Consider the following 26,460-nt stretch of genomic DNA (forward strand, 5'->3'; position numbering starts at 1 on the left):
TGACCTCTTCCACTTATACGTATAAGCCGTTTCAATGGGGCTTAAAGGTATAAGTCTTGTCCTGTTTTTGTGAATCAATTATACTTTTTCAATTATAAATAACAATTGTTCTAGCTCAAAGATAAAGACTCTATCCCAATTCGATTTTCTCTATTTATCATTTAGAAAACGCCATTAAATAAATAGGATTTTTTATGTCGCTGGAAAAGGACTCCTTACTCAAAATACAAGCTCGGGTAATAGGCGCGCTGCTTATGCGAGAAATCTTAATTCGCTATGGCCGACACAATATAGGCTTTCTATGGATCATCGTAGAGCCGATGTTATTCACCTTGGGGGTAACTACTTTATGGACATTAACGAGGCTCACTCACGGCTCCAGTTTACCCATTACGGCCTTCGCGCTCACCGGATATTCATCGGTTCTTGTGTGGCGAAATACAGTAACTCGATGCACCATGGCGGTACGTTCAAATCGCAGTTTGTTGCATCACCGTTACATTAAAGTGCTGCACTTGTTTTTAGCACGCATAACCCTTGAAATTAGTAGCGTGACGATGTCCTTTTTGATTTTATCCATAGCATTTATCAGCATGGGGTTAATGGATTTCCCGGATAATATTTTAACAATTTTATTCGGTTGGTTATTACTTATGTGGTTTGCTGTTGCCCTGGCATTGATGATTGGTGCGATTAGCGAACACTTTGAAACGGTTGAACGATTATGGCATACCGTAGCGTACTTACTTTTTCCAATGTCTGGTGCAGCATTCATGGTCGACTGGCTGCCCCAAAAAGCACAGGAAATTGTTTTATGGTTGCCGATGATTCATGGCGTTGAATTAGTGCGTGAAGGATTTTTTGGAACCACGGTTCATACTCATTATTCAATTCAATATCTGTCTTCTTTTTGCTTGGTCTTAAGTCTATTGAGTCTTGCCATGGTAAAAGACGCGAGTAGACGCATAGGTTCAGAATGATTCATATCCATAATCTCAGCAAGGTTTATCCTATTCGCCAAGGCGTACGTACCGTTCTTGATAAGATTAATTTAACCATTGACCAAGGTCAAAAAATAGGGATTTTAGGACGCAATGGTTCTGGGAAGTCGACCTTGATTCGTCTCATTAGTGGCGCCGAACAGCCAAGTTCAGGAAAAATACACCGGGGTATGAGTGTTTCATGGCCTCTCGCTTTTGGTGATGCATTTCAAGACAATCAAACAGGACTCGATTGTCTTCGTTTTATATGCAGAATTTATGGTATTAAGAAACAACTCATGATCGACAAAATCGAATTTGTAAATGATTTTGCCGAGCTGGGTATCTATTTTCATGAGCCCATTAAATCCTATTCATCTGGAATGCGAGCGCGTTTGAGTTTCGCCATTTCAATGGCCGTGGAGTTTGATTGTTTCTTAATTGATGAAGTGATTGCTGTAGGCGATGACCGATTTCACAAAAAGTGTTATGAAGAATTATTTGAAAAAAGAAAAGACCGTGCGCTTGTAATTGTGTCTCATGATCCAACTTATATAAAAACACATTGTGAATCAGCAGCTGTCCTCAGCAAAGGCCGACTCTATTCCTTCGATAAAATAAATGATGCATACGATTTTTATCAATCAACACGAATCAATGCCCCAACCAGAGAGCATGTCATTGCTGCTTATCGTTTTATACTCGGACGCGAGCCCGAAAATGAATTTGCGATCCAATTTCAACAATCGGCCTGTGACACCGTAGAAAAATTAAGAAAATGCTTATTTTCTTCCGAGGAATTTAAAAATCAATTATTTCACGATAAGTTCGATGTGTTTTCAGACACGCTTCGTTCTATTACGCCCCAGGAAGAGGATATTACTCTTGCATTTAACCTCATTCTTGCTCGCGATCCTGAACCGAATGAGCTGAAAAAAATGAAAAAATCATATGGTTCATTTGAGCGATTACGAGCTCGTCTCCTGGAATCCAAAGAATTTCAGCTCAAGTTTAAACGGCTGCTCTTTTAAGAAGCCGCTATGGTGGTTGCATATAAAAATGGATTCAGTGGTGCTGTAGCTGTCGCTAATACTCCAAGGAATTTTTGCAGTTCCGCAACCGGAGCATTGGATACATAAAGAATATCATGATCCTTAATCGGGAAACTTTGAGCCACAAAAAAACTACGTGGATTTTTTAAATCCAGCCTATAAATAACCGGTACTTTTCCATCCGGAGTGATAAATCCAGGTTTTCGTGGCCAATGAATCGCTGAAGCCTGTTCAAAACGAAAAACGAACACCCCACTAATGTCCGCTCGGTGATCCTGAAGACCGCCCGATCGTCCTAAAGCTTGAGCTAAATTAATTCCTTGAGCTTCAAAATTAATTTCTTCACTTTTCCCAGTTGCACCCAATACAGTAAAGCTTTTAGATTGAAATAAGGCGGTAATTACATCGCCAGCCTGCAATACAATATTTTGTTTGGGATCACGAATGATAATATCCAGTGGTAAGGAGTATACTTTCTGTCCCCGGGTTACTTGAATCATGGTTTTATTCACTGGGGGTTTTACACCTTTTGCGGCAGCTAATGCATCCAGCAATCGCTCTTTACTGGGAGTTAATGGCAAGCGCAAACTCGAAACAACCTCCCCTACAATAGTCACCGCCGAGGTAGTATTTTTAGCGAGACGAACTAACACTTGGGGTTTATTTGCCTTGCCTTGTAATGCTCGTCTTATTTTATCCTGAATTTGTTGTACATTAAGCCCGGCAACATGAATCTTGCCGGCAAAAGGAAAACTGATTGTCCCCTCCTGAGAAATCACTTGTGATGGCAATGAGTTCATAGGATTTGATGTCTTCCCAGAAAGACCAACAATTGTAGGAGTAGTAAACAATGTTGCAGGGGGGATTTCCCAGATTGAAAAATCCAGCACATCTCCAGGCCCCACACTATAGCGATTTGAGCGATTCTGTTTAAATGCATCAGAAAATAAATAACTTTTATTGTTTATTGCTAATTGATGCGCAATGTCCGGGGTTATATCAAGCAACTGAACATCGCTATTTACTGGTTCAGCTGCTTGCTTGACTACTCTTGCACTAGGCCCACTCGACATCATGGTACAACCCGAAGAGATTATTGAGAGAACAACTAACGCCAAGTAAGATGGTTTAATCTTATATTTATCAATACTGCAATGCATACACTCATAATCCTAACAATTAAATTTATTCCAGATGCTCTTTAACATTTGCAATCAGAAGGGATATAACTCCCCAAGTAATAAGGCCCAAGATGAATACCGAAAAAATATTCCTGATACGATAAGGTTCAAATGAATTATCAGGCTCATTAGGATGAGCAATCATCTCTAAATATAATTGCTTGCGTTGTGCTTCGATTTGCGCTTTTTTTAATGTGGATAAAGCAAATACAAGCTGTTTATAGGCAAATTTTTTATCTAAAACCAATCGTTCATATCGTCGCAATTTATTCGTAAGCGAAGTCAGATTTCCAGTAACCTTGCTTTTTTCAGTATTGATTGAGAACCGTAGCGTTTGAATATTTTTGCGCAGCGAAGAAATATGGGGGTTATGCGGTGCCAAACTCTGAATTTGCGCTAATTGACCTTTTGCTGCAATCAATTCGGCCTCCATCTTTGATACATGCTGAAGCCTCATCGCAGACTCACGATTAGGATCAAAAACACCTTTCAAACCTCGATAGTCCGACAAAGCAAGACTGGCTTCTTTAGCTTTTTGAATCGCCAAATCCACCTCTGCTTTTGCAAAATCAACATAATCTTTTCTTGATTGAATATTAAACCGATTAATAAATTGTTCGGCCAATTCCAGCAAATTTTGATTGATTTGATATGCATCCTTGGCAGTAAAAGCACGCACTTGCAAGGTCGAAATGGAAGAGGAAGAATCAATGACAATATGGATTCGATTTTTATAATAACGATAAAGTGATTCAAAACTGGAATCCAATCCGAGTAATGCAAAACGATGAAACAAATCAATATTTCCGTCGCTATAAAGAGTTTTCAAATTAAGTCGTTTGTTCAGTTCAGACAACGCATCACGAGACAATATATAATCATGAATACTATAATCAGCATCTTCTGCCTTGGAAAGAGGAGTAGAAGCCAATAAAGCAGATAAACCAGAATTTACTGGAGGTTGCCCTGCTCTGCGCACAATAAAACGCGACTCAGACACATACACATCTGAAGCAAGGAAGCCAAAATAAAAGATAGCCAATAACGTAGGAATAATGACTGTGAGTACGAATAACTTATTTATTTTGGTTAAAAAAAGAGAAGCGCTTTGAATAGATGATTTCCAGGGTAATGCATTGACAGATAATAATCGATTAAATTGCTTCAAACTAACTCCTTTTAGTTAGGCTCGATTCCAGATAAAAACTGTTTAAATTATAATTGGGACATTCTACTGTCCTTGGCTAAAAATAACAATGACAGGCCAATTAAATGCAAGCCAAACTAGCTCTGCTTATTATCAACTTTTAAAAAAAATGCATTATATTTTTGAACAATCAATCCAGCAAATGATGTCTCCTTTTTAAACTTTTTATAAAAGCTGCCATTTAATTGGGTTTTGGTAATTATAAAATTAAGAAATTTTTTGTATAAATCGCGATCCACAGCCGTATGCGATGCTGATATCCAAAAATCATCAAGTGTACCTTGATAGGTAAGCCCTGGAATATTGTAAAAACAATCACCACACACAAAGGTAGGTACATTATGGTGTAACGCAGAAATGCCAACTGAACTATTAATAACTACGACTCCAAGTGCATTCTCGAGTAATGAAGGTAAGTGCTGATCATGAATGTACATCACTCGTTCTTTTATTTGTGCTTTAATTGCCAAACGCCTGATTACATCGGTGTAATTTACATATCCTCTGTCCATAGGATGATGTTTAAATACGAGAAAGGTATCGTTCATTGATCCCTGGGCAAAAGAATCGATGATAAGCTCTATAAATTGTTCAACTTCTTTGAACCCCGAGTGAGCGGTTACCTGGTAATCAGAAAACACTTGCAACGGAACTAAAAAATAGCGCTTACGTAATACCCCCAATAACTGTTGTTCAATATCCGCTTCTCGCCATTTATACCAATACTTTCTCCACGCAGAACGCAGCCACACCCCCGCCTCTAAAATTGTAAGTGGTCTATGGTGAACATTATTTTTAAAAAGAAACTTTCCTATCCCCCCTACAGTAAAATAGCAGAAGCCATACCAGACCATCTGCCAATATGCGCGTCCTATTTGTTGTTCCTGATATTGAAACTCTTGGTATTGCTCCTCAGTTGGATGAAAATGGGTAATCGCATGAGAGTTTGCATTCACCCCCATATACTCCAAAGTAACAAAATTAGGTCTAATATAACCCTCTTCAAAAACTGCTACTTCTATCCCGTGTCGTGCAGCGATTTCTGTCGCGATACGATGAATAGGGCGACAATCTCCATATTGAAAAATAATATCGATATCAAAACGTTGTAAAAAATCTTCCAGCCATAAAGGCCATTCTTCGATACTTTGCCTATAGGTCACTGCTCCAAACAAGAAAAAAAAGCAATCACCAGCATTGAAATTAATTTTATATACTCGGGCTCCTTGAGCTTTCAAGCTTGCGGCCAAATGAGCAAAAAAAGGTCCTACTGGTCCTTGAAGTAATAATATGTTCTTACCTTGAAAAATAGAGTTACAACTGTTCTTATACATATTTGGTTTTCCCTAATACAAGCACGTAATATACAGAAAAAACTCAAGTAATAACAACTAAAACATGACCTGAACCTAACTCATACTCTGGAATAAACTTAACGAAACCTAATCATAAATATTGCATCGCGGAATCTTCCTCTTGATATTCGTTCATGATATAAATGCCATTAATTGCAGGATACAGAGCAGCACCAATGGATCACATTGCTCAATTGGCATTGGATGTCATTGCAATCAAAGCACAAGCAATTTCCTCATTAAGCAATCTCTTATTTCTTTAGCCTTAATTGATCCATTAGGTGTTATTTCCATTCACCATTTGCAAGCTGGAATTATCTAGTATGGTTAAAACACATGTCTTATTCGCTTTATATTGACGTTACTCGTTTAATTCGAAGACAGCTTCAACAACTAAAACCAACTGGAATTGATCGGGTGATGCTGGCCTATTTAAAACATTATCAGGATTCTGCTCGTGGAGTTATTTATTATTTTGGGCGACTTTGGATTTTATCTGAACAACAATCAAAATATCTTTTCCATTCGTTGTTAGCTGGCAATTTAAGTCGTATTAGCCTGTATGCCTTTATTACTCGAGTTGCAATTCATCATTCTCTTGAGAAAAAACATGATGGCATTTTACTTCTTTTAGGACATAGCGATTTAGAACGAACCCGTTATGCCGAAGAGATTAAAAGAATACGATTGACGCCTATTTTTTTCATTCATGATTTAATTCCAATAAGCCATCCTGAGTATTGCCGCGCAGGTGAAAAGGAAAAACATACTCGACGAATGATTCATGCACTGACCTTGGGGAAAGGCATTATTGTAAACTCTAAAGATACATATAATGCTTTATTTAAGTTTGCGCTCTCCCTGGAAAAAAAATTGCCTGCCGTATGCATCGCGCCACTTGGAGTGGATTTGCCACAATCACGTTTGTATTCTCGAACGATGGATTCACCCTATTTTGTTGTGATTGGTACGATTGAACCCCGTAAAAATCATATTATGTTACTTTATGTATGGCAAAACTTAATTAAACAACTGGGTAGTAAGGCACCCAAACTGATTATTATTGGACGGAGAGGATGGGAGTGTGAGCATATTACTCGTATGCTCGATCGTTGCTCAAAACTGCGTGGCTTTGTCTTTGAATGGAATCGATGTTCCGATGAGGAGTTATCGTCTTGCTTGCAACATGCTCAAGCGCTCTTATTTCCTTCATTTGTTGAAGGATATGGCTTACCATTGATTGAAGCTTTAAATGCCGGTGTTCCGGTTATTGCCAGCACAACACCTGCTCTAGTAGAGATTGGCGACAATATTCCCGAGTATGTTGACCCCCTAGATACTGTGCAATGGATAAACATCATTACGAATTATGCACAACCAGACAGCAGGTTAAGACAAGCACAAAAAAAACGATTAACTGACTATAAAGCACCAAGCTGGAGGAAGCATTTTTTGATTTCAGAACATCTTATACAATCTATTGCGAACCAGAACATCGTACCCTCTATACCTAATAATTGTTCCGCTTTTGCTATTTCTACGGGTCCCAAGGACATCCATAGCAGCAGGCAAAATCTCACTCATTCAATGATTTATGCTTGGCGCATGCCATATTGGAAAAGACCAATTATTCGACGATTTCTAGCAGCTCATACCGTCCGCTTTGTTCGGAGAACACGCTCCATTAAACCTGGGAGCGTCCTTTTGCTTTGGGGGTCGCGCCCAACTCCACCTAAGCTACGAGGGGATGTTTCAGTTGCTCGACTGGAAGATGGCTTTCTACGCTCGGTTGGCCTAGGTGCCGCTCTGACACGCCCTTTATCGTGGGTTATTGATACCCAAGGAATCTATTATAATGGAACCAAAACCTCTGATTTAGAAAATATTTTACAATACTCCACGTTCACAGAGCCATTATTGGAACGCGCAGCTTCTTTTCATCAACGTATAGTCGCACATGGGGTAACAAAATATAATCTAAAGGGACAAGCATGGAAACCACCTGCTAATGAAAAACGTATCATTCTGGTTCCAGGCCAAGTTGAAACAGATGCTTCAATTGCATTTGGAACTGGAGTTATTAAAACAAATATAGAATTGCTTCGAGCCGTACGTGCAAAGAATCCTGACGCATGGATAATATATAAACCCCATCCAGACATTGTTGCGGGTCTGCGAGCAAAAGGAATTGATGAGCATAAAACGCATCAATATTGTGACGAATATCTTGATGATGTATCGATAGAACATCTATTAAAATACATCGATGAAGTACATGTCATGACCTCCTTGGCTGGATTTGAAGCGCTTCTTAGAGGTAAAGCCGTTACATGTTATGGATTGCCCTTTTATGCAGGCTGGGGATTAACAACAGACATGATGAGTACGCCTCGACGCACTCGAAAACTAAAGCTAGACGAATTAATTGCCGGGGCTTTATTGCTTTATCCAATGTACATTAGTTGGGATAAAGGAACACGAGTTGCTCCTGAAGAGGCCTTGGAGGAGTTAATCTCGGGAAAACAACTAATAAAAACAGGAAAAGTTCATACATTATTCAGAGTTGCTTATCGAACAGTACGTAAGTTGACGCGTTTCTATAATTAATTTTATCCTTAGTATTGGAATATTATCGGTGCTCAGAAAACCTAGAATAAGATTATTTAGATTGATGCAATAAACGATTTGCCAAAATCAAAAAGTCATCTTTATATGTAGCTATCCGGCGTTCGGCATCGTTTCCTATCCTACATTCGCTCAGGTTTAAAGGATTAAAACTCTATCAAAAATAATAATGAACTTACCTATTAACCCATCGTCAATTTGCTCTCATCCTGACTGCTATTTTTAAGTTTCGTATATAAAAGATCAGCCTTATCATGCAATTGCTTGTCGGCTTGTGAAGGAGCTTGTAAAGAAGCCGTTTTCTTTTGAACCGCAGAAAGAACCGATGTGAGCTTATCAACAACAACCGGATTATTCCGAACGCCAATAGAAAAATGATCTTGCAAGGGATGTTCTTCTAAAACATCGATGATGCGACTGATAGATTTGGCATCAAAATGAGGACGTTCCAATAACGCTTCAATAGCAAAGCTTAATGCTGTAGTTGAGTAAGAGTAGCAATTGGAGCGATACATGTTGCACATCTGTTGTTGATTAATGAGTTGATCTGCAGAATCAAGAAATTTATTAATTTCTTGCTGGCTAAAAGAAACTCCTGTTGGATAGCCAACAAAGTTATATCCCTTACTTAAGTATTTTTTTTCATTATCTTTTTGGGTATGAAATGTTACTCCATTTCGCAACCACTGTGAGAAATCCCACGGACTTTGGCGTCCATATATAGAAAAAGAACCATCCTTACTGTTTTTTAAAGCAATAGCAGAATGGCTGATCGGCATGTAAGGAAGCGGTAGCCCGGGTTTGGTCGCAAACATTAATTCAAAGGTATCGCCTTTAGATGAATCATCCAATGAGCGCATTTTATCGGGCTCTATGGATTCAGGGCGTAATGAAATTGTTTTTTCTGCATGAGCCCCTTCATCTTTAGTCAATAATTTTGGAGATTTATTTCTCATCTGAAACATAGCATACCGGCTCCATGCAGATCCATTCTTCGTATATTCTTGAGGACTTATTATCTTTGCTAACTTTGCACGCATAATTCCAACTCCATTTAATGCCAATTCAACACAGAGTGTACTTTATTTAGTATCTTTAACACAGTAATCAGTTATCGTCAACAGCACGCAATGCAAAATTAAATTCCATGGTGATCTATAATAATACAAAGCATCATTAAAAATGGATTATTGCGGAGATAATTATGTTTGGACTAATAAGTCGACATTCTGGCAAATTAATCGGCTCAGCTGGAGCTGGTACTCTTTTTCTTGCATATGATGCATACAAGTATAAACAATTACAGGAAGACATGACGGCATTGCAAACTATGATCAATGATACTTCTGATATTGTCGATGCAGATCAAAAAAATTGGCTCATATTAGGTAGGCAAAGTCCCGGTTACGTTCGAGATACTGAAAAAACCCCCAAGGAGCATCTACAGCACAAAATACATTCGAGCTCTATCTGGTTTAAGTCATTAGGAACCCAGCTAGATAACGAGAAACATTTTGATTTGTTTGCTGGCAGTGATTTTGTAGTAGAAATGTTTGCAAAAAAAGGGCAAACGCCCAAAGTACGTGTTCAACCAGAAAAGATGCTCAGTGATGACTTAGATACGATTAACGATGATGAACTGTTTGAAGTGGGTTTTGCACGTAAACAGGGTTTTGCAGATATCACACAAAAATCTCCTTTTTTTCACTCATCTATCGCATTAAGAAAAATTAATAAAGAGGATGTTGCTCATTCAGAATTTGTGGTAATTCGGGGGCAGGAAATAAAAGAGGTCATAGCGAGGACAAATAAAGCGATTTGTGATGAGCAATCGTGTAATCTTTTTCGCTCCAATTGCTATTCAGCCTCGATCTATGCCGGCGGGGAACTCATCAAAGTCATCGCTGAACGAGGTTCAAAAACAGAAGATACAAAAGAATCCATGCAGGCGATTATTGGTCTAATTTCAGTACGAGCATTCGATAATTTTGCTCGAGGTGTTAGCAATAATTCAGTGGTATTAGAACAGTTGACTACTGCAGTACCTCAAGTATTAGAACAATACGGGCTGGGAAAAACAAACATTCCCGCAAACGCAGAAGGACCCAAGTTATAAAGAACTTCGCATAAATTTTGATTTAACACATTAAGCATACCTATATAGGAGGTAGAATAATGAAATCCGCAAATATGTTTACAGTCGATGAGGATATGTTGAAAAGCCTTGGAGCCGGTACTTTGAAAGTAATTAGGGCCAAAGGAATCCAGATGGAAGCAGAAATCGCCGCAAAATTGGAGGAATTAGAGTCATTGGTTGTTGAAGGCTCTTCCAGTAATGGACTTGCTAAAGCAAAGGTGAATGGTACTCACCAAATTATAGAACTTTCCTTGGATCCCGCCTATTCAGAATTGGATAATAAAACAAAAACATGTGGGCTGATGACAGAGGCAATTAATGATGCGATCTATAAAGTTAATTTAACAATAGAAAATGAAATATCTAACATAAAATATAGATATACAGGGGAAGTTATTAAAAGCTTATCCTAAAACTCATTTACCGTGCATTTTAATTGTGTTCATTTGCCCCCTAAATGAAGATTGCTCCTGGATCCAACAATAATCTAAATTAATGCATATAATTAATTCATATGAAACTGCAACAAGGATGTTTTTATGTATGACGATCTCAGCACTCCTTATCAAACACCTAAAAGTATCGCATCCTTACAAATGGGAGGTATTCTTGTTCAAGATAAATTATTAAAAGATACCCCCGTTAATCTCGTACTCAAATCATTTAATCGCCATGGATTAATTGCTGGAGCTACAGGTAGTGGGAAAACCAAAACCATGCAAGTGCTTTCTGAGCAATTGTCTTTGGCTGGGGTTCCTTGTCTGGTCATGGATATTAAAGGGGATATTTCCGGTTTGGCAATGCCAGGCGAGGTCAATTCAGGTATTGATAAACGATGCAAATCGCTTCAATTATCGTTTAATCCACGCGGATATCCCGTAGAATTATTTACCCTAAGCAGGGTCTCTGGAATTCCTTTACGTGCAATTGTTTCTGATTTTGGTGCACTACTTTTTTCAAGGATGTTAGGAATCAATGAAACCCAGGCGGGAGTTGTCACTATTCTTTTTGAATATGCTAAAGACAATGGCATGCCACTTATTGATCTGCAAGATTTTAAAGCCTTATTGCAATATGTACAAAGTAAAGAAGGTAATTCAGAAATAGAATCTCGCTATGGTAGTGTCGCTACAGCCTCTATAGGCTCCATTATGCGTAAAATTGTTGAATTAGAATCCCAAGGTGGCGCAGATTTCTTTGGTGAACCCGCGTTTAAAATTGATGATTTATTACAATGCGACGAAAATGGCCAGGGAATTATCTCCATTGTTCGTTTAATGGACATGCAAGATCGGCCACAACTGTTTTCAACATTTATGCTCAAATTACTTACTGATATTTACCGTCAACTACCCGAGTTGGGTGATCCTGATAAGCCCAAATTAGTTTTATTTATTGATGAGGCGCACCTTATTTTCAAAAATGCCAGTAAAGCCTTATTAAATACATTAGACACGATTGTTAAATTAATTCGCTCTAAAGGTGTCGGCTTAATTTTTTGCACTCAAACTCCAAACGATATCCCGGAGGCTGTTTTGGGGCAGCTCGGATTAAAAATTCAACATGCACTACGAGCATTTACAGCAAAAGATCGGCAAGCAATGAAATTAGTTGCCCAAAACTTTCCGCCATCAACTCATTATGATACAGAGAACATGTTAACTACACTGGGTATTGGTGAGGCGCTTTTAAGTGCCCTTGATGCAGAAGGACAGCCAACCCCACTAATTCAATGTTTGATTCGACCACCAGAATCAAGAATGGGTGTCTTGACTGAGGATGAAGCACAGCACATACTAAGCAAATCTCATTTGTATCAACGCTATGCTCGTGCAGAAAATCCGCATTCGGCATCAGAAATGCTGGCAGAAAAGAAACAAAACCCAGCTATGGATTCCTCATCTGCACCTGGGCAAGAGAAAACAGCAAGCTCAGAATCTTCTATATTGGTAACAATCAGTAAGAATACTCTTGTTAGACAAGTTGTTCGGGATTTTTTTCGTTGGATATTAAAAAATTTGACCAAGAGTGGACGCTAGCATAATTACATTTTCAGTAATGACAAAAGATTCTGGCTATTGAAATGAGAAGACCTTATATGTTCATATCAAACGATACACATCGTTGAATGACTTAGAAATTATGTCCTGATTACACCTAAGATTCATCATATTGGTTTGATGGAAATTCGATCGACCCCAAGCAACCATTTATGAAGGACGAAAAGCAACGCATCGTGTGAGAGATGAACTCAAACGGTTTAAGTTTGGCACCTAAACTTTCAAATATTGGAATTAAAATATGCTCCTTAACTTTTTAAACGAATCCGTAATATCTTATTATTTAAAGCGTATCGGCGGTCTCTTGCTTATTTTGCTTGGTATCTTCGGATTCATATTAACCTCCCCCATTTCTCTTTTAGGAGGAATTTTCGGCTTGTTAAAGGGAATTATTGATAGAAAAGACCCACTGGAATCAGGTTTTGAAGGAATAAGAATAGCCTCCTTTGGTTCTATAAATATAATTCTTCTCGGAATAGAATTAGTACGTTTCAGACCCAATGTTCTAGAGTCTGGCGAACAAAAGAAACCGTTGGTAAAAAGCAAACCCACTGAATTACATGTCGAGGATAACGCTCCAATTGTCATCTCAAAAGCCACGGAAGAAACCAAAGACACGAGTCCAACGCTCAAACCAAGCACTGTTTCCGATCGCTTTTTTTCCCGAACCGAGTTAAAAATAAAAGCAGGGATACCTCAAGCTACTTCATCCCATGAGGCCAATGATTCTGCGAAAATTCAGCTATTCCTAGTTAAAGTTAATCAATTTATAGCTCAAGATGAGGCACAAGCTCCAATTAAAAGAGAAGATGATTCCTCTAAAGTAAAAGAACTCTATATCGAAACACTAGTTACCTTAATCAAAAATCCAGCCTCTGCAAAAAATGATTTCTGGGATCGCTTGGAACAGATGAGCAACAAGGACATTAAATTATTTGTAAGTAAACTCAGTGCCAACAAAAAAAACGGCAAGTTTGGTTCAACTGAACTGGATTATTTATGGCGTCAATTTAACGGATTTGAATTTGAAGTCTCAAAAAGAGAAAATAAAGCAAGCAAATTTGCAATAATGCTCGAAGCTCTTTCTGAGGAACAATTAAAAGCATCGTTTGACTCACCCGACTTCTTAAACGTATTAAATAAGGACGCCTTTGCTGATAGTGCAGTGAATACATTCACGCGTAAGCAATTGGAGTTGTTTGCAGCCAATAGCACACGGCATGAAACGCTAAACTCAATGATCAAGAAACTCAAACCCGGCCCATACTTATTAGGTAAACTTGTTTCAATTATGCCTTATGCTACAGGGAGCATCAGAATGTCGCTCATCGATCAGATAAGCCATATGGCGCATCCACCATCCTTTAAGCTCGAACTGACAAAATTGGTCGACCATTACATTCAAGTTAATTTTCAAACGCATGAAAAACAGCATGAAGCCTCGCAATCAAACACATCGCATAGCATACCAACACCCCATCCTGCAAGAAAATGGGCTCCAGTGCCGACGGCTACCAAGCCAGTCTACGCGAGCAGCGCTGTTCAAAGAAAGAATTGGAGTGATGAGGCTTTTGATGCATTCATACGCGATTTAAATGCCCCAACATTTATGTTAAATGCAGAAAGAATAATTGCAGATTTAGATAGCTTGCCCGATTATCGAATTAAAATGCTTGTAGAACAAGCCGCATCTGCAGCAAGATATACACATCTGCTAAACCACATTTGGTTACTCGATGCGAAAACATTAAACAGTAAATCAAATATAGATTGTAGAGAAAATAGGCTAAAGATTATTTTAGAGAATATAACTAAATCGCAATTAGAAAGTGCTCTGAAAGAAAATAAATTTTGGGAAATTTTTAGAAATACTCAAGAACCATTTTGTGAAATGGCCGCCCGGGTTCTATCTCCAGAACAATTTGCAACGATTATTTGCCATGCCCCACTTGAACGACATGCAGATTTTGCAATAATCATCGCTCAGATTAAGAAAGATAGCCCCATCGAAAAGGAAAGACTGCAAAAAATCTTAAAAGCAATTATTCCACATGCTACTCCTTGGGTTGCTTTGGTACTGGAGCTGCACGTAACAAATTTATTAACATTTGATAAGCATCTATTTGAGCATTTACACAACGAGTTAAAAATGTCACTAACTCAATCATTGGCAAGACCGGACGTTGATTATAATTATAATAGAGATCACAGCTTAGATAAGCAGGCCATTTCTTATCTAATTGCGCCTCATTCACACACTTATAGTGCCACAGCGGCTCTTTAAGAAAATAAAGGTGAGTAAAATGCAGCATAACCCGGGTTACGACTTGCGCCCTCACCCAGTCAACAACACGTACTCGGTGTTAAAATCAACTCAAATGGGGTCACGATAGCTGGTCCCATGAACGGGCTAAAAAGGTGTACAAACCCACGATGAATAGATAAAAGAAAAATCCTTCCTGAAACAAATATTTATATTTTTTAACTATTATATATTCTAGGTATTATATTTAAATATAAGGATGGATCTGTGAATTATTAAAAGGAGTTAAAATAATGCCAATTAAAACCTTTTTAATGGCGCTCGGTCTTCTTATCTCTTCAATGGGTTATGCCACTATTAATATTGGAACTCTTATATTTAAACCACCTTACATTTTCTCTCCAAAAAATGGATTTGATATTGATTTGGCACAATTGCTATGCCAGCGCTTAAAAGAACAATGTAACTTTATTCCAATGGGAATAAATGAGCTCTACAAAAAACTACAAGAGGGTAAAGTTGACTTGGCAATGGGAGGTATTCCGATATCTTATGACCTAAAAACTAATTTCATTTTCAGCTTGCCTTATATGTTAAGTAAGGGGCAGTTTCTCGTTTTGAAAAATAGTCAAATTGATTCAATTAACGGATTACAAGGAAAAACTGTCGGTATTTTGCAAAACCCGCTCAATGGGGGGGTGTTTTATGAATATTTACTAGAACATTATCCAAAACTATTTCAAATTAAACTCTATGAAGATGTTGAAGATGTCTTGGCAGATATACACAATAAAACCATATCGGCTGCCTTTCTCAATCGCTCATCAGTAAATTATTGGACTCATGAAGGGGGTAATCAATTTAGGCCATTAGGCGATGTAGATGAAGTTGGAGATGGCATAGTAATTCTGGCATCACCCAAGAATCAAGCATTAATCGATCGTATTAATGATGTATTAAAAGCAATAGAAAAAGATAATACATACATAAAATTATATAATACTTATTTTTCAGATGAATAAATTCGTAAAGAGAAATCTCTGACAAAAAACAAGGTACATTTTTAGAAATCAACGAGCATCTTAATTGATTATGGACACTATTGGCTCTCTATTAGGACTTTAATTAGGTGCAGTACGTGTAGCTCGCAACCAGGATTTCCCAGTGATTTTTAGCCGTCAAAATCCGGAATTATTTTGCGCCTTACTTTCATTAATTATCTTTTTAAGGACAGATTGGAATCATACCTCAGGAATTCGTAAATAATTCATTATATTGTTCTTCATTAAAACCCAAGGCAATTGTTTTGCCATTTTCGACTAAAACAGGTCTCTTAATGAGCGATGCATTTTCGATAATAAAATCTATTTTTTCCGACATACTCAATGCTTCATAATGGTCTTTATATTTTCGGTACGTCGTTCCTTTTTTATTGATGGGAAGTTCGCCCAAGTAATCAGCCCATGCTTTTATTTGTGCTGCTTTCGGGGGATTTTTTTTGAAATCGATAAACTCATAATCAATGTTATTTTTCTCCAGGAACGTTCGTGCTTTTTTTACAGTATCACAATTGGGGATTGCAAACATTGAAATCATTTTTGCTCACAGAATTCGGCGACTGACATCACTACATTTTATAATGTTGCACTCATTTCTTCCAGGAAAATAGTGCAACCAAACTATATCCTTGAATCAAAGGAAATCCTTAACCTAAACTAGGATTTGGGGGGGAATATACATGCAAGCATCATAATTTTCCATATTAACTAATTGCCTTTTACTTAAATACTCTTCAAACTTAAAAAAGCAAAGCTCTCAGAAGGTATTTTTGCTGATTTGTTTCGCTCATATTCAGCTTGGATTTTATATTAGTTACTTCTTTCCGGTAACATTTTTTAACATATCACTAGACTCCTCTAACGCATCATTAATTTTTGATACCACATCGTATTTTGAATGAAAAAATTTATGTCGTCCGGTCTTTGCAACAGGTTTAGCTAAAGTAATTGCTTCTTCTTTTGAGAGTTCCGCTGCTTTAATATAAGTCTTAATTGATTGTCGTAGAGTCTTATCTAATTGAGATATGGTTTCATAATAATTACTTGATTCGTCAATTGGCGTTATAAAATCTCTAGTGAGTTGTTCCGTGGCGCTCTTTATCTGGTTTATTTTGTTTTGGATAATCTGATATTTTTCATTACTTTCGCCATATTTTTCTTCTAGTTTATTGCGTATTGTAATAAGAGCCCTCTCTAAATTTACTGCTGCCTCAACAATCATTTGCTGTTTTTTTTGAAAAAGATCAAAAACCTCCATAATGTGTTCTTGAGTATTATATTTTCTGATGTAGTCGGTATTATAATTTCGAATCAGGCCAAAAGTATGTTTGGAAGGATTAAAATCTTCTACATGATTAGTATATGTATCTAAAACCTCGTCATAGGTCTGATAGTAATTTTTAGTTCGAGCCAGATATTCGGAGGCAGGATATACATCATCGGACCAAGGATCGCAAATATAAGCATCTTTACCCCAAGTCTCTGGTTTACGCGGATCACTCCCTTTTTGTCTTCCAACTACAAGTACCACATGATTTCCGCCCATTAATTGAAAAACTTCCGCGTTTACATGAGGAGCATAATGAGCAATATAATCCAAAGCTAATTCCGAGAGCTCATTACAATTTCCAATTGAATATTTCTTACTGCATTCAACCGATTGATAAAATTCGTAAATATAATAGTCAAACTCTAACCATGAGTTTACGGTTTTTTGAGATTGTTCTCTTACATCTTTTACTGCATCACTAAGACTTTTTTTCTTATCAATAGGATAAGTATTATTGATAAGTTGAGTTCCGCCCTCTATTATAAATTCTCTTGCATATTTATTCGCAAGAAGAGCAGCATCCTTATTTGAATAAGGAACAATGGCCTTTGGCAACTTCATAAAAAACCAAATTAATTAACTTTAAATCAAATTATAGTTCAGATATTGTCTTTATACTGAGATTATTTAATCAACTAAATGCTCAAGCGTTCAAGCATCTTGCCTCAACCTTTATGGCAATAATCTGGTACTCCAGGTTGCAGGCTAAGCTTCACCTAAATTTAAAACACATGAGATCGTTTTCTTCAACGCAGCCTAAGAAGATGGCCGGTTGTATATCAAAAGTAGCATTAGAAGTATTAGTTATCATACCAATCACCGTTTGGTTTGCCTGTTTCTCAACCTTAATAAAAAGTGTCCCTGGCCGAGTCACTAAAGTAGGTTTTTCAGCGCCATCAGCGATAATCAGCTGTACATCTAAGGACATATTGTTGTCATTAACAAAATGAGATAAAGCACTTTGCATGCTATCATAACAAATTTCAATGCCCAGTTTCAGTCCAGAAAAATCCTTAACCAAAGTATCGTTCATTCCTGATTTGAAAAAATTTCGACGCAAGTCCAGGTAGTAAGTTCACTCGAAAAGAAACCGCTTTGTTTCGTTGTATTTTTAAGCATGTCGGTAATATCTTGATGGCGCATACATCAACCTTTGACGATAAAAATGATGAGGGATTGGTTTAAATTTAACTCAAGTTGGCTCAATTATAACAATTTAATCGCATTTTTACCAATGCTCTAACCAGGCTACACTTGGATTGATTCACTTCTGCATCTCATCTATGTTCATCATCTTTGATGACGAGTCAATAGTCCTATATAATCTTGTTACATAATAATGGCTGGTAAAGGATACCAATGTTTCAATCAGCGTTAATAATTGCACTAATGACTTTTAGCATCATCGCTCAAGCAACCCTTCCTGCTGATCCGATTCAGCGCTGCTTAGATGTTAGAAGACTCGCGGACTTTACCACAAGACAGAAAATGGCTGCTAAAGAACCCGGTGTGTTGCGCTTTAAATTTCATAAAATTTCGGCATCAGAGCTACCGTTAGCTAACCCTGTGGGTAATATGGATGAAGTGATTAAAGCATTAAATAATCAGATTGAAAACTGCAATAAAAGCCGCGGTGAATTTCAGACCATGACTATCGCGGGTCATAAATTCAAACGCCAGGAATGGTGCCATAATATCAACAAAAAAATGCTCGCTCTTGCTAAAGCTGCCCGTGGTGATTTTCAAAAATATTTATCAAGCATCAAAACTGAATTTGACTGGTATAAAAGCGAAGGATGGCCTGAAAATCATGCCGGATTTAAAAAGGGTGAATTTCAATTTACTGCCTATTATGCACCAGCCCCTGTTGAAGCGCGCACTAAACGTGGCGACGGATTTTTATATCCTATGTACAGTAATCCAGGTGTTGTAAATGTAGCTTCAGAATGCAAAAAATTTAATTTGAAAGCACCTCTTTGCGGAGTCGACCCACTGACTAAAATGGCACGTGGATTTTGTCTGAAAAACGCCGATGGCACATACTCTGTAGTGCCGGACAGAGAAGAGATTGAGCATGGAGCTTTAAATCCAAAATATATAATTGGCTACGTTAAAGATCCAAATGACCCAGCATTTTTAATGCTTGAAGGCTCTGGCTCATTAATTCTTGATGGCAAATTATTCCATATCAATTACGATGGCGCCAACGGCAGGCCCCGTACTATGCTAGGTCGCATAGTCCAATGCGCACAAGACCCAACCTGCGGCGGCAACCTGGATACAATAGAACGTTGTGCTAAAGATCCTAAATGTCATGATGAAGCAAAGTTGCGCTGCAATGTGTCTAAAGCAATTAGACAAAGTGCTGCATCAGAAAAGCTAATTCGCCAATATTTGGATAACCCTCTTAACCGTGATAAAGCCGCCGACTTGCGAAATCGCGATCAAAGCTATGTATTTTTTGCTAAAGAAGATGGTGGCCCTTATGGTTCAGAAAATATTTCTCTTACGCCACATGCTTCATGTGCAACAGATCACAAGGTAATCCCTGTTGGAATGAGTTTTATCTATAATTGCAAAAAATCGACTTCATGGTGTGTCGCTCAAGACACCGGTGGCGCTATTATGGGAGCTCATGTGGACGTCTATAAGGGGGAGGGAGATCAAGCTGGTGTGGAAGCAAATCAACTAAATCACTCAGGCTCATTATTTATAGCACTACCAAAGCGTGGATAAAACTCAGAAAACTGCATCTAAAACGGAAATGTAGCCTGGTTGTTCGCAGCCAGGTTGCAACCGAAGCGTCACAATAATCTAAGCCTAAATTGTATCGTTGAAATACCCATTTCTTAAATCATCTTCAAAATCAGTTGGCCAAATAGTTGCATAACCGGTATTGTACGTTTTTGTTATATCTGTGGCTTTACATCGAATGCTAACTTTTCCAATGATGAGATAAGGATCTTGAGCATAATCAGTTTCATCTTTCTCAGTCAAATCGAAATCATTCTCATCATACCCATGTCGGGAAAGAATATCTTTATAATCATCTAAAAGGTCAACTTCCATAATCTTACCTCCTGAAATTAAATTATAGTACGTATCAACTGATTGTTTGCAAATTACTCTTATGCACCTCGCAATGACAACTCATAATCACAGCAACAGCAGAGAATTGACTATTTATTGTTTTGCGAATCATAGCAGTTACCAAATGAATGGGATAAGCCGAGTTGTGACTTATTTTTGGTACTCCCTATATCCGGGCAAATCCCGGGCGAGTATTTTTTCTTCATTCAGGATACGGGCAATTAGAATGGATAAGAAGACGGGAACCAACAGCAGTGTCCACCATGATCCAAGCGCAAGCGGTGTGCCGATAAAAAGAAAAATAGCACCAAAATACATCGGGTGACGGACGACTCCATACAGACCCGCCGTAATTACTTTTTGCCCCTCTTCAACGCGAATATTGGCGGCGGCATAGGTATTTACTTTCGATACAAGATAGAAAACGTAGAATGAAAATGCAACCAACATGTCACCCAGGATCGAAATATACCAAGGTACTAACGACCAGCCAAAACGTACATCAAGTGGTGGCAGAACGACAAGTACAAGACAGGTAACATAAAGAGAAAAGATAATGATTTTCTGAGCGGGTTCCTTTTCATACGATATGCCTACTTCGGTACGACGCTTAAGAAGAGCAGGATCATGTTTTGCTAGATATACACTGTATGCAGCGGATTCAATACCAGTCACCACCATATAAATCCAGCCTTGCCAATAGTCCAGGGTGCCCGCAGGAATAAAAAGGAGTGCCAGTATGACAAGCGTCCCTACAGTTGAAGATCGAATCAGTCGTTTATGAAGAGTGTTCATATCTACTTTTTTTCGTCGTAGTTATCTTTCAATTATAGAACTAATCTCATCTTACATTTATCCCCTTTTCAATTCCACGTCTCGAACTGTCTACATTTTACGGTCTAGATGTTCCATTTTTTTTAAGAATATCCAGTAAAATACGTTCGCCTTCAAAACGATCGACAGCATTTAATGTAACTTTACAATAAACTCCATTTTATGATCTATTCTTCCAACTATAGAAAAGGTATTAGATGGTGTTGGATAGTAGTTAAACAGGAAAAGGTAACAAAATAATCATTCAGTTATTAATAATAGGCTATATTTAAAGTTACATAGATCAAAAGGAACTGATATGGAAAATGTAACTAACAGTGCACTTCATCCCGACACAAAAATCATGCAGCAACATAGAGGATGGTTTTTAGGTTTTGGAATTCTGCTCTTGGTCTTGGGTGTTATTGGTTTAGGAATGGATATCTTCTTAACCATAGTCAGCATGTATTTTTTCGCTGCATTACTCATGATTTCAGGATTGTCGCACTTTGCTGATGCGTTTAAACATAAAGAATGGAAAGGTACGGTTTGGCAAATTCTCATTGCAATACTCTACCTTATTGGCGCCGGCATCGTCTTATATGATCCTTTATTAGCGTCAACTATCATTACTGCATTACTCGCATGGACGCTTATCGTTATCGGTATTGTTCGCATTAGCATGTCCATATCCTTACGGCACACCAAGGGGTGGGGTTGGATCTTATTTGCGGGGATATGCACTTTAATACTTGGTATCATGATTTTATCACACTGGCCAATGAGTGGATTATGGGTCATCGGATTGTTTATTGCGATTGATATGATTATCAGTGGTTGGACTTACATATTCATAGCAATTGCTTTACGCAACAAGGCGTAGTCTAGTCACTTGCAACCAGGAATATACCTACTCTCATTCTCCGCAAAATTAGTTAGGTTGAGTCACGACCCAACCTAACTTTATGAACACGCTCAATCATAAGAATAAACTGTATACAATTAGAAATAAGACTTGTGCCGCAGTGACAGTTAGTCCGTTTTGTATCATTGCTTTGACATTTTCGCTTCCAGCAAAGCCCATCGCAGCAAACATATTGGCACCAGGATAGGCATAATTAGTCACACGGGTCGCGAAGATCATGCACAAAGCGAACGATATCATGGGCAATTGCATCTGAAGGACACTAGGAGAAAAAAGCTGATGCAGCATTTTAATGGTTGCTTCCGCAGCACCCGGCATGCCAAAAGCACCTGTGAATCCAATTAACATCGATAATATGGGTTTGCCCCCTAAATTAATTAAGGGGGTTAATAATTCTGTTAATGCAATAAATCCTCCCGCCTGATGAATTAAAACCATAAAAGGATCAAACAAAATAAACAAAAAGAAGAGATGTAGGCTTTTTTGCATCCCCTCAACAAACAATTTAAAAACTTGGATTAAACTTAATTGACTCGCCAATCCCGTAATCAGCGCTAGAAATAACATGACAAAAATGACATAGGTGGTTTTTGCCTGAGCCAATAAACCATAGACGACACACGCCATAAAAGAAATTAAGAAGAGCAAAGTAGCCCGCTTTTGTTGTTTACTGGGCGCAAATGGCTCTGAAGTATCCTCATCTTCACAAGATTCATTCGCATACTTTCGTTGTAATCGGTTAGCCATCACCCACGTAGTAATTAAAGTAACCAAGGCCACTGGAAGAGATGCATAAAGAAGCACCGTCACATAATTTAGTCCTGTAACACCCAGTAACGCCACGACTGGAGGAGCAAAAGGTCCAAGAATTAAAGCCTCTTCGGCTGAAGCCTGCATTAACACAGCCAAACTGGGGCGTGATAGTCCAACAGAACCTGCAATAGGGCGTAAACTGGGAGCTAAAATAGCTAACCCTCCTGCCAAAGTGCCAAGCAAACCTACAATGATAAAAGATGAAAGTACAATGCCAATTTTAGCGCGTCGCTGAGTATTAATCCCAATCCCATAAACAACTTGGTGCACCAAGGTATGACTGACCTGAGTATGCGTTAAGATCTCACCTAAGCCATGACCCAGCATGATAATAAAACCAACTAAGGCCATGAATGAGCCTAACGCATTAGCCATAGAGTTTCCGATGTCAATTGGGCTGCTTAGATTCCACAAATAGCCCAGTCCAACACAGATTGCGGTCGCGATTAACGCATCAACATTGCGAAATAGCATTACAGCATAAAGAACAATAATACCTAAACTGGCTAACTGAATGTAAAAAGACATTAATGGATCACTCCAATCTGATTTAATCCCTGGAAAATACCTTCAATTCCCAAACCAGGTTTGTCTGATAAAATGATTTTAGCGCCAAGGCGTTGCGCCCCACCAAGTACATAATTGTCACGAATCAAATAAATAGGATCAAGGTCTGCATAGAAGATATCCGGCTTACTTAAAGCAAAACTGGCGATAGCAGCAATTCCAATGGGTGATTCCAGCATGCATCCAACCATGATTTTCATGTGTGCTGATTTAGCAATATTATAGATCGCTTGCGCATTCTCAATGCCACCCGATTTCATTAGCTTAATATTGACCCCATCACACGCATTAATTTTTGCAATATTCAGAGTATCTTCAGGGGAAAAACACGCCTCATCGGCAATAATCAGACAGTCTACCTGTTCGCTAATAGCCTTTAAGTGCAGCAGATCTTGAGCACGAATAGGTTGTTCGACCAAAGCAATATTCAAATGCTGTTGCTTCAATGACTCAATAACCTTCAAGGCATCGTCATAAGACCATCCCTGATTCGCATCAACAAGTAACGTAATAGAATCACCTACCGCTTGACGAATCGCATGGACGCGCTTGATGTCTTCAATTGGATTTAATCCCAATTTTATTTTTATAGTTTGGTGCCCTTGATTGACGAGGTCAACCGCATCCTGCACCATCGCATCAATCTCTTTAACGCTTATCGTAATACACGAGCTAATGCTGTTCGTATTACCGCCCAGCAATTTATAAAGAGGTAAGCCACAATGTTGGGCAAATAAATCATGCAATGCGATATCAATGGCCGCTTTTGCCGAGGTATTCCTTGCTATGGCCTGGTTATTCATTTGGAGTAATAAATTCAATTCTGAAATACTTCGTCCAATTAATTGCGGACCAAGAATGGTTTTAATTGCAAAGATAATAGATTCCGTACTGTCTCCAGTGATGGCAGGAGTTGAAGCAGCTGAACCATACCCCCAATTGCCACTATCCGTTTTAATCATTACCACCACATCCTCAACGCATTCAGTACGTCTTACCGCAGTTATAAATGGGCGAATTAATGGAATAGTTAATTGCGCAATATGAATCTCCATAATCTTCATCTAAGCACCTTATTTAAAAATTTATTGCGTCTCAAAATACATTCTCTTTTTTAGATTAATAGGGATATTTTAATGATAATTGACCAATATACCTTGTTTAAAACTGAAGAAACAAGCAACCAGAATCTACAATCTCAAACTTGATGAATGAGTATATTCTTTATAAATCAGGACTTACGAAAAATCTCAAGGTCGAGGCAAAAAATGTTTTTAATGAGGGAGTTTAGATAGACTAAATGACCGAATTAAAAACATTTTTTAACAAAGAGATTGGGGTTTTTCGTAAGTCCTGTAAATGTGTGTTGCGGTATGTTTATGCGGATTTAGATGGATGCTTCCAAAACCCTTTGTGCACTTTGATAGCCTCTTCTTCATAGAAGAGCATCTTAATTAATCTAATCATGGAGGCCAAACTAAAAAACTTGAGGTTCAAGTTTAAAATAATCTAATATCAGCGAGTTACTCAACAATGTCCTGTTGTAGAGTCAATCAGTTAAGGAGCATCATGATTGTTATCTTCGTCCATGGTTGGAGTGTCACACATACCAATACTTATGGGGAGCTTCCCCAATGGCTTGCAAGTCAGAGCAAAAACGGTACGCTGGATATCCGGGTTGGCAATATTTATCTCGGGCACTACATCAGCTTTGACGATACGATAACGGTTGACGATATAGCCCGTGCATTGGATGAGGCATTACGTGATGAAATTGCTGATAAGCTGCGAGATGGGGAGCGTTTTGCTTGTATTACGCACTCTACCGGTGGCCCCATTGTACGAAAATGGATGGATTTATACTTTAAGAATAATCTTGCGAAATGTCCCTTGAGCCATCTTATCATGCTGGCCCCTACCAACCACGGCTCTGCTCTTGCACAACTTGGTAAATCTCGGCTAGGCCGTATAAAGAGTTTTTTTGAAGGTGTTGAACCTGGGCAACGTGTACTTGATTGGCTTGAGCTCGGAAGCGATATGAGCTGGCAACTTAATGAAAGTTGGCTTGATTACGATTGCACAGCTTATGGTATCTATTCCTTTGTACTTACCGGCCAGAAAATTGATCGCCAACTTTATGATGCACTTAACTCCTACACGGGGGAAGCTGGGTCTGATGGAGTGGTACGCGTGGCGGCTACCAATATGAATTATAGTCTGTTGAAACTACATCAGGAGGGAAATAACGGTGAAAATCTTGCATTCTCCCAAATGATACGGTCAAAACCAATGGCATTTGGGGTTCTTCCTGGGCTTTCGCATTCCGGTAAAAATATCGGAATCATCCGTAGTGTTACTATGGCCAATGCCGCCACTCATCCCACGGCAATATGGGTTCTGCGATGCCTGCAAGTAAAAAATCCTGCCTCTTATAATACATTAGTACAAGAGCTCGATAAGATTACTAAAGAAACTCAGAACAATGAGCATAAAGAATCAGTGAACACGCTTATCTTTAAGCGCGAATATATCACCAATCGCTACTCCATGATTATTTTCCGGCTTATTGATGACCGGGGCAATCATCTTGTCGATTATGATCTCTATTTAACTGCTGGTCCCAAATATAGCGAGCAGGCACTTCCTACAGGGTTCTTCGTAGATCGCCAAAAAAACTTGAATAATCGAGGAAAACTCACTTATTTTCTTAACTACGACATCATGGAGGCAGGGATTAATACGCCCAAAATGAAAGGTAATCTGGGATTACGTATTAAGGCATACCCTGAGTCAAGTAACCAAGCCCTCGCCTATTATAGGTTGCTTGATTTTCATTCCTCGCTTACCGACATGAACAAAATTATTCATCCAAATGAAACAGTAATGGTTGAAATCACGCTTCAGCGCCGAGTAGATAAGGCAGTCTCGCGGATCACTAATAACCTTACCCCCGCAAAAATCAGTGCAAAACCGACTGGCAAAAAGGTAGATTGACATTATTTCT

Annotated in this window: 22 protein-coding genes; 11 read left to right on the forward strand and 11 right to left on the reverse strand. The window is 38.4% G+C overall.

The window, feature by feature from the left end; translation table 11 throughout:
* Nucleotides 1–194: 194 nt before the first annotated feature.
* Together ELY20_RS12590 and ELY20_RS12595 are read left to right on the forward strand one after the other, a co-directional pair.
* A complete protein-coding gene (locus ELY20_RS12590; protein WP_110142872.1) occupies nucleotides 195–980 on the forward strand; it encodes an ABC transporter permease in 786 nt (261 codons plus the stop codon).
* A complete protein-coding gene (locus ELY20_RS12595; RefSeq protein ID WP_110142871.1) occupies nucleotides 977–2,011 on the forward strand; it encodes an ABC transporter ATP-binding protein in 1,035 nt (344 codons plus the stop codon). Before ELY20_RS12590 ends, ELY20_RS12595 begins: the two co-directional genes overlap by 4 nt.
* On the opposite strand, the gene ELY20_RS12600 is transcribed toward ELY20_RS12595, so the two are convergent.
* The 3 genes from ELY20_RS12600 to ELY20_RS12610 all read right to left on the reverse strand — a co-directional run bounded on the left by ELY20_RS12600 (nucleotide 2,008) and on the right by ELY20_RS12610 (nucleotide 5,754).
* Nucleotides 2,008–3,192, reverse strand: coding sequence for a polysaccharide biosynthesis/export family protein (locus ELY20_RS12600; protein ID WP_110142870.1), 1,185 nt, complete (start codon nucleotides 3,190–3,192; stop codon nucleotides 2,008–2,010). The genes ELY20_RS12595 and ELY20_RS12600 overlap by 4 nt on opposite strands.
* A gap of 25 nt (nucleotides 3,193–3,217) precedes the next feature.
* Nucleotides 3,218–4,381, reverse strand: coding sequence for a sugar transporter (locus tag ELY20_RS12605; RefSeq protein WP_199739237.1), 1,164 nt, complete (start codon nucleotides 4,379–4,381; stop codon nucleotides 3,218–3,220).
* Nucleotides 4,382–4,497: 116 nt separating this feature from the next.
* Complete coding sequence (locus ELY20_RS12610) at nucleotides 4,498–5,754, reverse strand: capsule biosynthesis protein (protein WP_110142869.1); 1,257 nt, start codon at nucleotides 5,752–5,754, stop codon at nucleotides 4,498–4,500.
* Between the two features lie 357 nt (nucleotides 5,755–6,111).
* Here ELY20_RS12610 and ELY20_RS12615 point away from each other — a divergent pair, with 357 nt between their 5' ends.
* Entirely contained in the window at nucleotides 6,112–8,382 is a 2,271-nt protein-coding gene (locus ELY20_RS12615) for a capsular polysaccharide export protein, LipB/KpsS family (protein WP_110142868.1), read from the forward strand.
* A gap of 200 nt (nucleotides 8,383–8,582) precedes the next feature.
* Here ELY20_RS12615 and ELY20_RS12620 read toward each other — a convergent pair whose 3' ends face one another.
* On the reverse strand, nucleotides 8,583–9,440 hold the full coding sequence (locus ELY20_RS12620) for a hypothetical protein (protein ID WP_110142867.1): 858 nt from the start codon (nucleotides 9,438–9,440) through the stop codon (nucleotides 8,583–8,585).
* A 164-nt stretch (nucleotides 9,441–9,604) separates the two neighbouring features.
* Here ELY20_RS12620 and ELY20_RS12625 point away from each other — a divergent pair, with 164 nt between their 5' ends.
* The 5 genes from ELY20_RS12625 to ELY20_RS12645 all read left to right on the forward strand — a co-directional run bounded on the left by ELY20_RS12625 (nucleotide 9,605) and on the right by ELY20_RS12645 (nucleotide 15,882).
* Entirely contained in the window at nucleotides 9,605–10,516 is a 912-nt protein-coding gene (locus ELY20_RS12625; protein ID WP_110142866.1) for a hypothetical protein, read from the forward strand.
* 59 nt (nucleotides 10,517–10,575) lie between these two features.
* Nucleotides 10,576–10,950, forward strand: a complete 375-nt coding sequence (locus ELY20_RS12630; protein ID WP_110142865.1) for a YbaB/EbfC family nucleoid-associated protein — start codon at nucleotides 10,576–10,578, stop codon at nucleotides 10,948–10,950.
* Nucleotides 10,951–11,076: 126 nt separating this feature from the next.
* Nucleotides 11,077–12,576, forward strand: coding sequence for a helicase HerA-like domain-containing protein (locus ELY20_RS12635; protein ID WP_110142864.1), 1,500 nt, complete (start codon nucleotides 11,077–11,079; stop codon nucleotides 12,574–12,576).
* Between the two features lie 262 nt (nucleotides 12,577–12,838).
* Complete coding sequence (locus ELY20_RS12640; protein WP_110142863.1) at nucleotides 12,839–14,881, forward strand: hypothetical protein; 2,043 nt, start codon at nucleotides 12,839–12,841, stop codon at nucleotides 14,879–14,881.
* A 272-nt stretch (nucleotides 14,882–15,153) separates the two neighbouring features.
* Nucleotides 15,154–15,882 (forward strand): transporter substrate-binding domain-containing protein, encoded by a 729-nt coding sequence (locus tag ELY20_RS12645; protein ID WP_110142862.1) that lies wholly within the window; start codon nucleotides 15,154–15,156, stop codon nucleotides 15,880–15,882.
* Between the two features lie 226 nt (nucleotides 15,883–16,108).
* Here ELY20_RS12645 and ELY20_RS12650 read toward each other — a convergent pair whose 3' ends face one another.
* The 3 genes from ELY20_RS12650 to ELY20_RS12660 form a co-directional block, all read right to left on the reverse strand.
* Entirely contained in the window at nucleotides 16,109–16,456 is a 348-nt protein-coding gene (locus tag ELY20_RS12650; RefSeq protein WP_110142861.1) for an arsenate reductase family protein, read from the reverse strand.
* Nucleotides 16,457–16,732: 276 nt separating this feature from the next.
* The gene (locus ELY20_RS12655; RefSeq protein WP_110142860.1) at nucleotides 16,733–17,809 is read right to left on the reverse strand and encodes a hypothetical protein; all 1,077 of its coding nucleotides are present in this window, start codon (nucleotides 17,807–17,809) and stop codon (nucleotides 16,733–16,735) included.
* A 151-nt stretch (nucleotides 17,810–17,960) separates the two neighbouring features.
* Nucleotides 17,961–18,281, reverse strand: coding sequence for a hypothetical protein (locus ELY20_RS12660; protein ID WP_110142859.1), 321 nt, complete (start codon nucleotides 18,279–18,281; stop codon nucleotides 17,961–17,963).
* Nucleotides 18,282–18,607: 326 nt separating this feature from the next.
* On the opposite strand from ELY20_RS12660, the gene ELY20_RS12665 reads away from it, so the two are divergent.
* Complete coding sequence (locus ELY20_RS12665) at nucleotides 18,608–19,984, forward strand: MltA domain-containing protein (protein WP_110142858.1); 1,377 nt, start codon at nucleotides 18,608–18,610, stop codon at nucleotides 19,982–19,984.
* Between the two features lie 84 nt (nucleotides 19,985–20,068).
* Here ELY20_RS12665 and ELY20_RS12670 read toward each other — a convergent pair whose 3' ends face one another.
* Together ELY20_RS12670 and ELY20_RS12675 are read right to left on the reverse strand one after the other, a co-directional pair.
* Nucleotides 20,069–20,317, reverse strand: coding sequence for a hypothetical protein (locus tag ELY20_RS12670; RefSeq protein WP_110142857.1), 249 nt, complete (start codon nucleotides 20,315–20,317; stop codon nucleotides 20,069–20,071).
* Between the two features lie 171 nt (nucleotides 20,318–20,488).
* Nucleotides 20,489–21,133 (reverse strand): methyltransferase family protein, encoded by a 645-nt coding sequence (locus tag ELY20_RS12675; protein ID WP_110142856.1) that lies wholly within the window; start codon nucleotides 21,131–21,133, stop codon nucleotides 20,489–20,491.
* A gap of 337 nt (nucleotides 21,134–21,470) precedes the next feature.
* Here ELY20_RS12675 and ELY20_RS12680 point away from each other — a divergent pair, with 337 nt between their 5' ends.
* Entirely contained in the window at nucleotides 21,471–22,034 is a 564-nt protein-coding gene (locus ELY20_RS12680; protein WP_110142855.1) for an HdeD family acid-resistance protein, read from the forward strand.
* Between the two features lie 96 nt (nucleotides 22,035–22,130).
* Here ELY20_RS12680 and ELY20_RS12685 read toward each other — a convergent pair whose 3' ends face one another.
* A complete protein-coding gene (locus ELY20_RS12685; RefSeq protein ID WP_110142854.1) occupies nucleotides 22,131–23,417 on the reverse strand; it encodes a Na+/H+ antiporter NhaC family protein in 1,287 nt (428 codons plus the stop codon).
* The gene (locus ELY20_RS12690; protein WP_110142853.1) at nucleotides 23,417–24,520 is read right to left on the reverse strand and encodes a dipeptide epimerase; all 1,104 of its coding nucleotides are present in this window, start codon (nucleotides 24,518–24,520) and stop codon (nucleotides 23,417–23,419) included. Before ELY20_RS12690 ends, ELY20_RS12685 begins: the two co-directional genes overlap by 1 nt.
* 505 nt (nucleotides 24,521–25,025) lie before the next feature.
* Between ELY20_RS12690 and plaB the strand changes: the two genes are divergently transcribed.
* On the forward strand, nucleotides 25,026–26,450 hold the full coding sequence (gene plaB / locus ELY20_RS12695; protein WP_110142852.1) for a phospholipase PlaB: 1,425 nt from the start codon (nucleotides 25,026–25,028) through the stop codon (nucleotides 26,448–26,450).
* Nucleotides 26,451–26,460: the final 10 nt, after the last annotated feature.

This window comes from Legionella qingyii (assembly GCF_003990155.1).
In the GTDB taxonomy this organism is placed as follows: domain Bacteria; phylum Pseudomonadota; class Gammaproteobacteria; order Legionellales; family Legionellaceae; genus Legionella; species Legionella qingyii.

Bases quoted from the DNA above. Each gene is read 5' to 3' on its own strand.
- ELY20_RS12590 (WP_110142872.1), top strand. From the start codon at position 195: ATGTCGCTGGAAAAGGACTCCTTACTCAAAATACAAGCTCGGGTAATA.
- ELY20_RS12595 (WP_110142871.1), top strand. From the start codon at position 977: ATGATTCATATCCATAATCTCAGCAAGGTTTATCCTATTCGCCAAGGC.
- ELY20_RS12600 (WP_110142870.1), bottom strand. From the start codon at position 3,192: ATGCATTGCAGTATTGATAAATATAAGATTAAACCATCTTACTTGGCG.
- ELY20_RS12610 (WP_110142869.1), bottom strand. From the start codon at position 5,754: ATGTATAAGAACAGTTGTAACTCTATTTTTCAAGGTAAGAACATATTA.
- ELY20_RS12615 (WP_110142868.1), top strand. From the start codon at position 6,112: ATGTCTTATTCGCTTTATATTGACGTTACTCGTTTAATTCGAAGACAG.
- ELY20_RS12620 (WP_110142867.1), bottom strand. From the start codon at position 9,440: ATGCGTGCAAAGTTAGCAAAGATAATAAGTCCTCAAGAATATACGAAG.
- ELY20_RS12625 (WP_110142866.1), top strand. From the start codon at position 9,605: ATGTTTGGACTAATAAGTCGACATTCTGGCAAATTAATCGGCTCAGCT.
- ELY20_RS12630 (WP_110142865.1), top strand. From the start codon at position 10,576: ATGAAATCCGCAAATATGTTTACAGTCGATGAGGATATGTTGAAAAGC.
- ELY20_RS12635 (WP_110142864.1), top strand. From the start codon at position 11,077: ATGTATGACGATCTCAGCACTCCTTATCAAACACCTAAAAGTATCGCA.
- ELY20_RS12640 (WP_110142863.1), top strand. From the start codon at position 12,839: ATGCTCCTTAACTTTTTAAACGAATCCGTAATATCTTATTATTTAAAG.
- ELY20_RS12645 (WP_110142862.1), top strand. From the start codon at position 15,154: ATGCCAATTAAAACCTTTTTAATGGCGCTCGGTCTTCTTATCTCTTCA.
- ELY20_RS12650 (WP_110142861.1), bottom strand. From the start codon at position 16,456: ATGATTTCAATGTTTGCAATCCCCAATTGTGATACTGTAAAAAAAGCA.
- ELY20_RS12655 (WP_110142860.1), bottom strand. From the start codon at position 17,809: ATGAAGTTGCCAAAGGCCATTGTTCCTTATTCAAATAAGGATGCTGCT.
- ELY20_RS12660 (WP_110142859.1), bottom strand. From the start codon at position 18,281: ATGAACGATACTTTGGTTAAGGATTTTTCTGGACTGAAACTGGGCATT.
- ELY20_RS12665 (WP_110142858.1), top strand. From the start codon at position 18,608: ATGTTTCAATCAGCGTTAATAATTGCACTAATGACTTTTAGCATCATC.
- ELY20_RS12670 (WP_110142857.1), bottom strand. From the start codon at position 20,317: ATGGAAGTTGACCTTTTAGATGATTATAAAGATATTCTTTCCCGACAT.
- ELY20_RS12675 (WP_110142856.1), bottom strand. From the start codon at position 21,133: ATGAACACTCTTCATAAACGACTGATTCGATCTTCAACTGTAGGGACG.
- ELY20_RS12680 (WP_110142855.1), top strand. From the start codon at position 21,471: ATGGAAAATGTAACTAACAGTGCACTTCATCCCGACACAAAAATCATG.
- ELY20_RS12685 (WP_110142854.1), bottom strand. From the start codon at position 23,417: ATGTCTTTTTACATTCAGTTAGCCAGTTTAGGTATTATTGTTCTTTAT.
- ELY20_RS12690 (WP_110142853.1), bottom strand. From the start codon at position 24,520: ATGAAGATTATGGAGATTCATATTGCGCAATTAACTATTCCATTAATT.
- plaB (WP_110142852.1), top strand. From the start codon at position 25,026: ATGATTGTTATCTTCGTCCATGGTTGGAGTGTCACACATACCAATACT.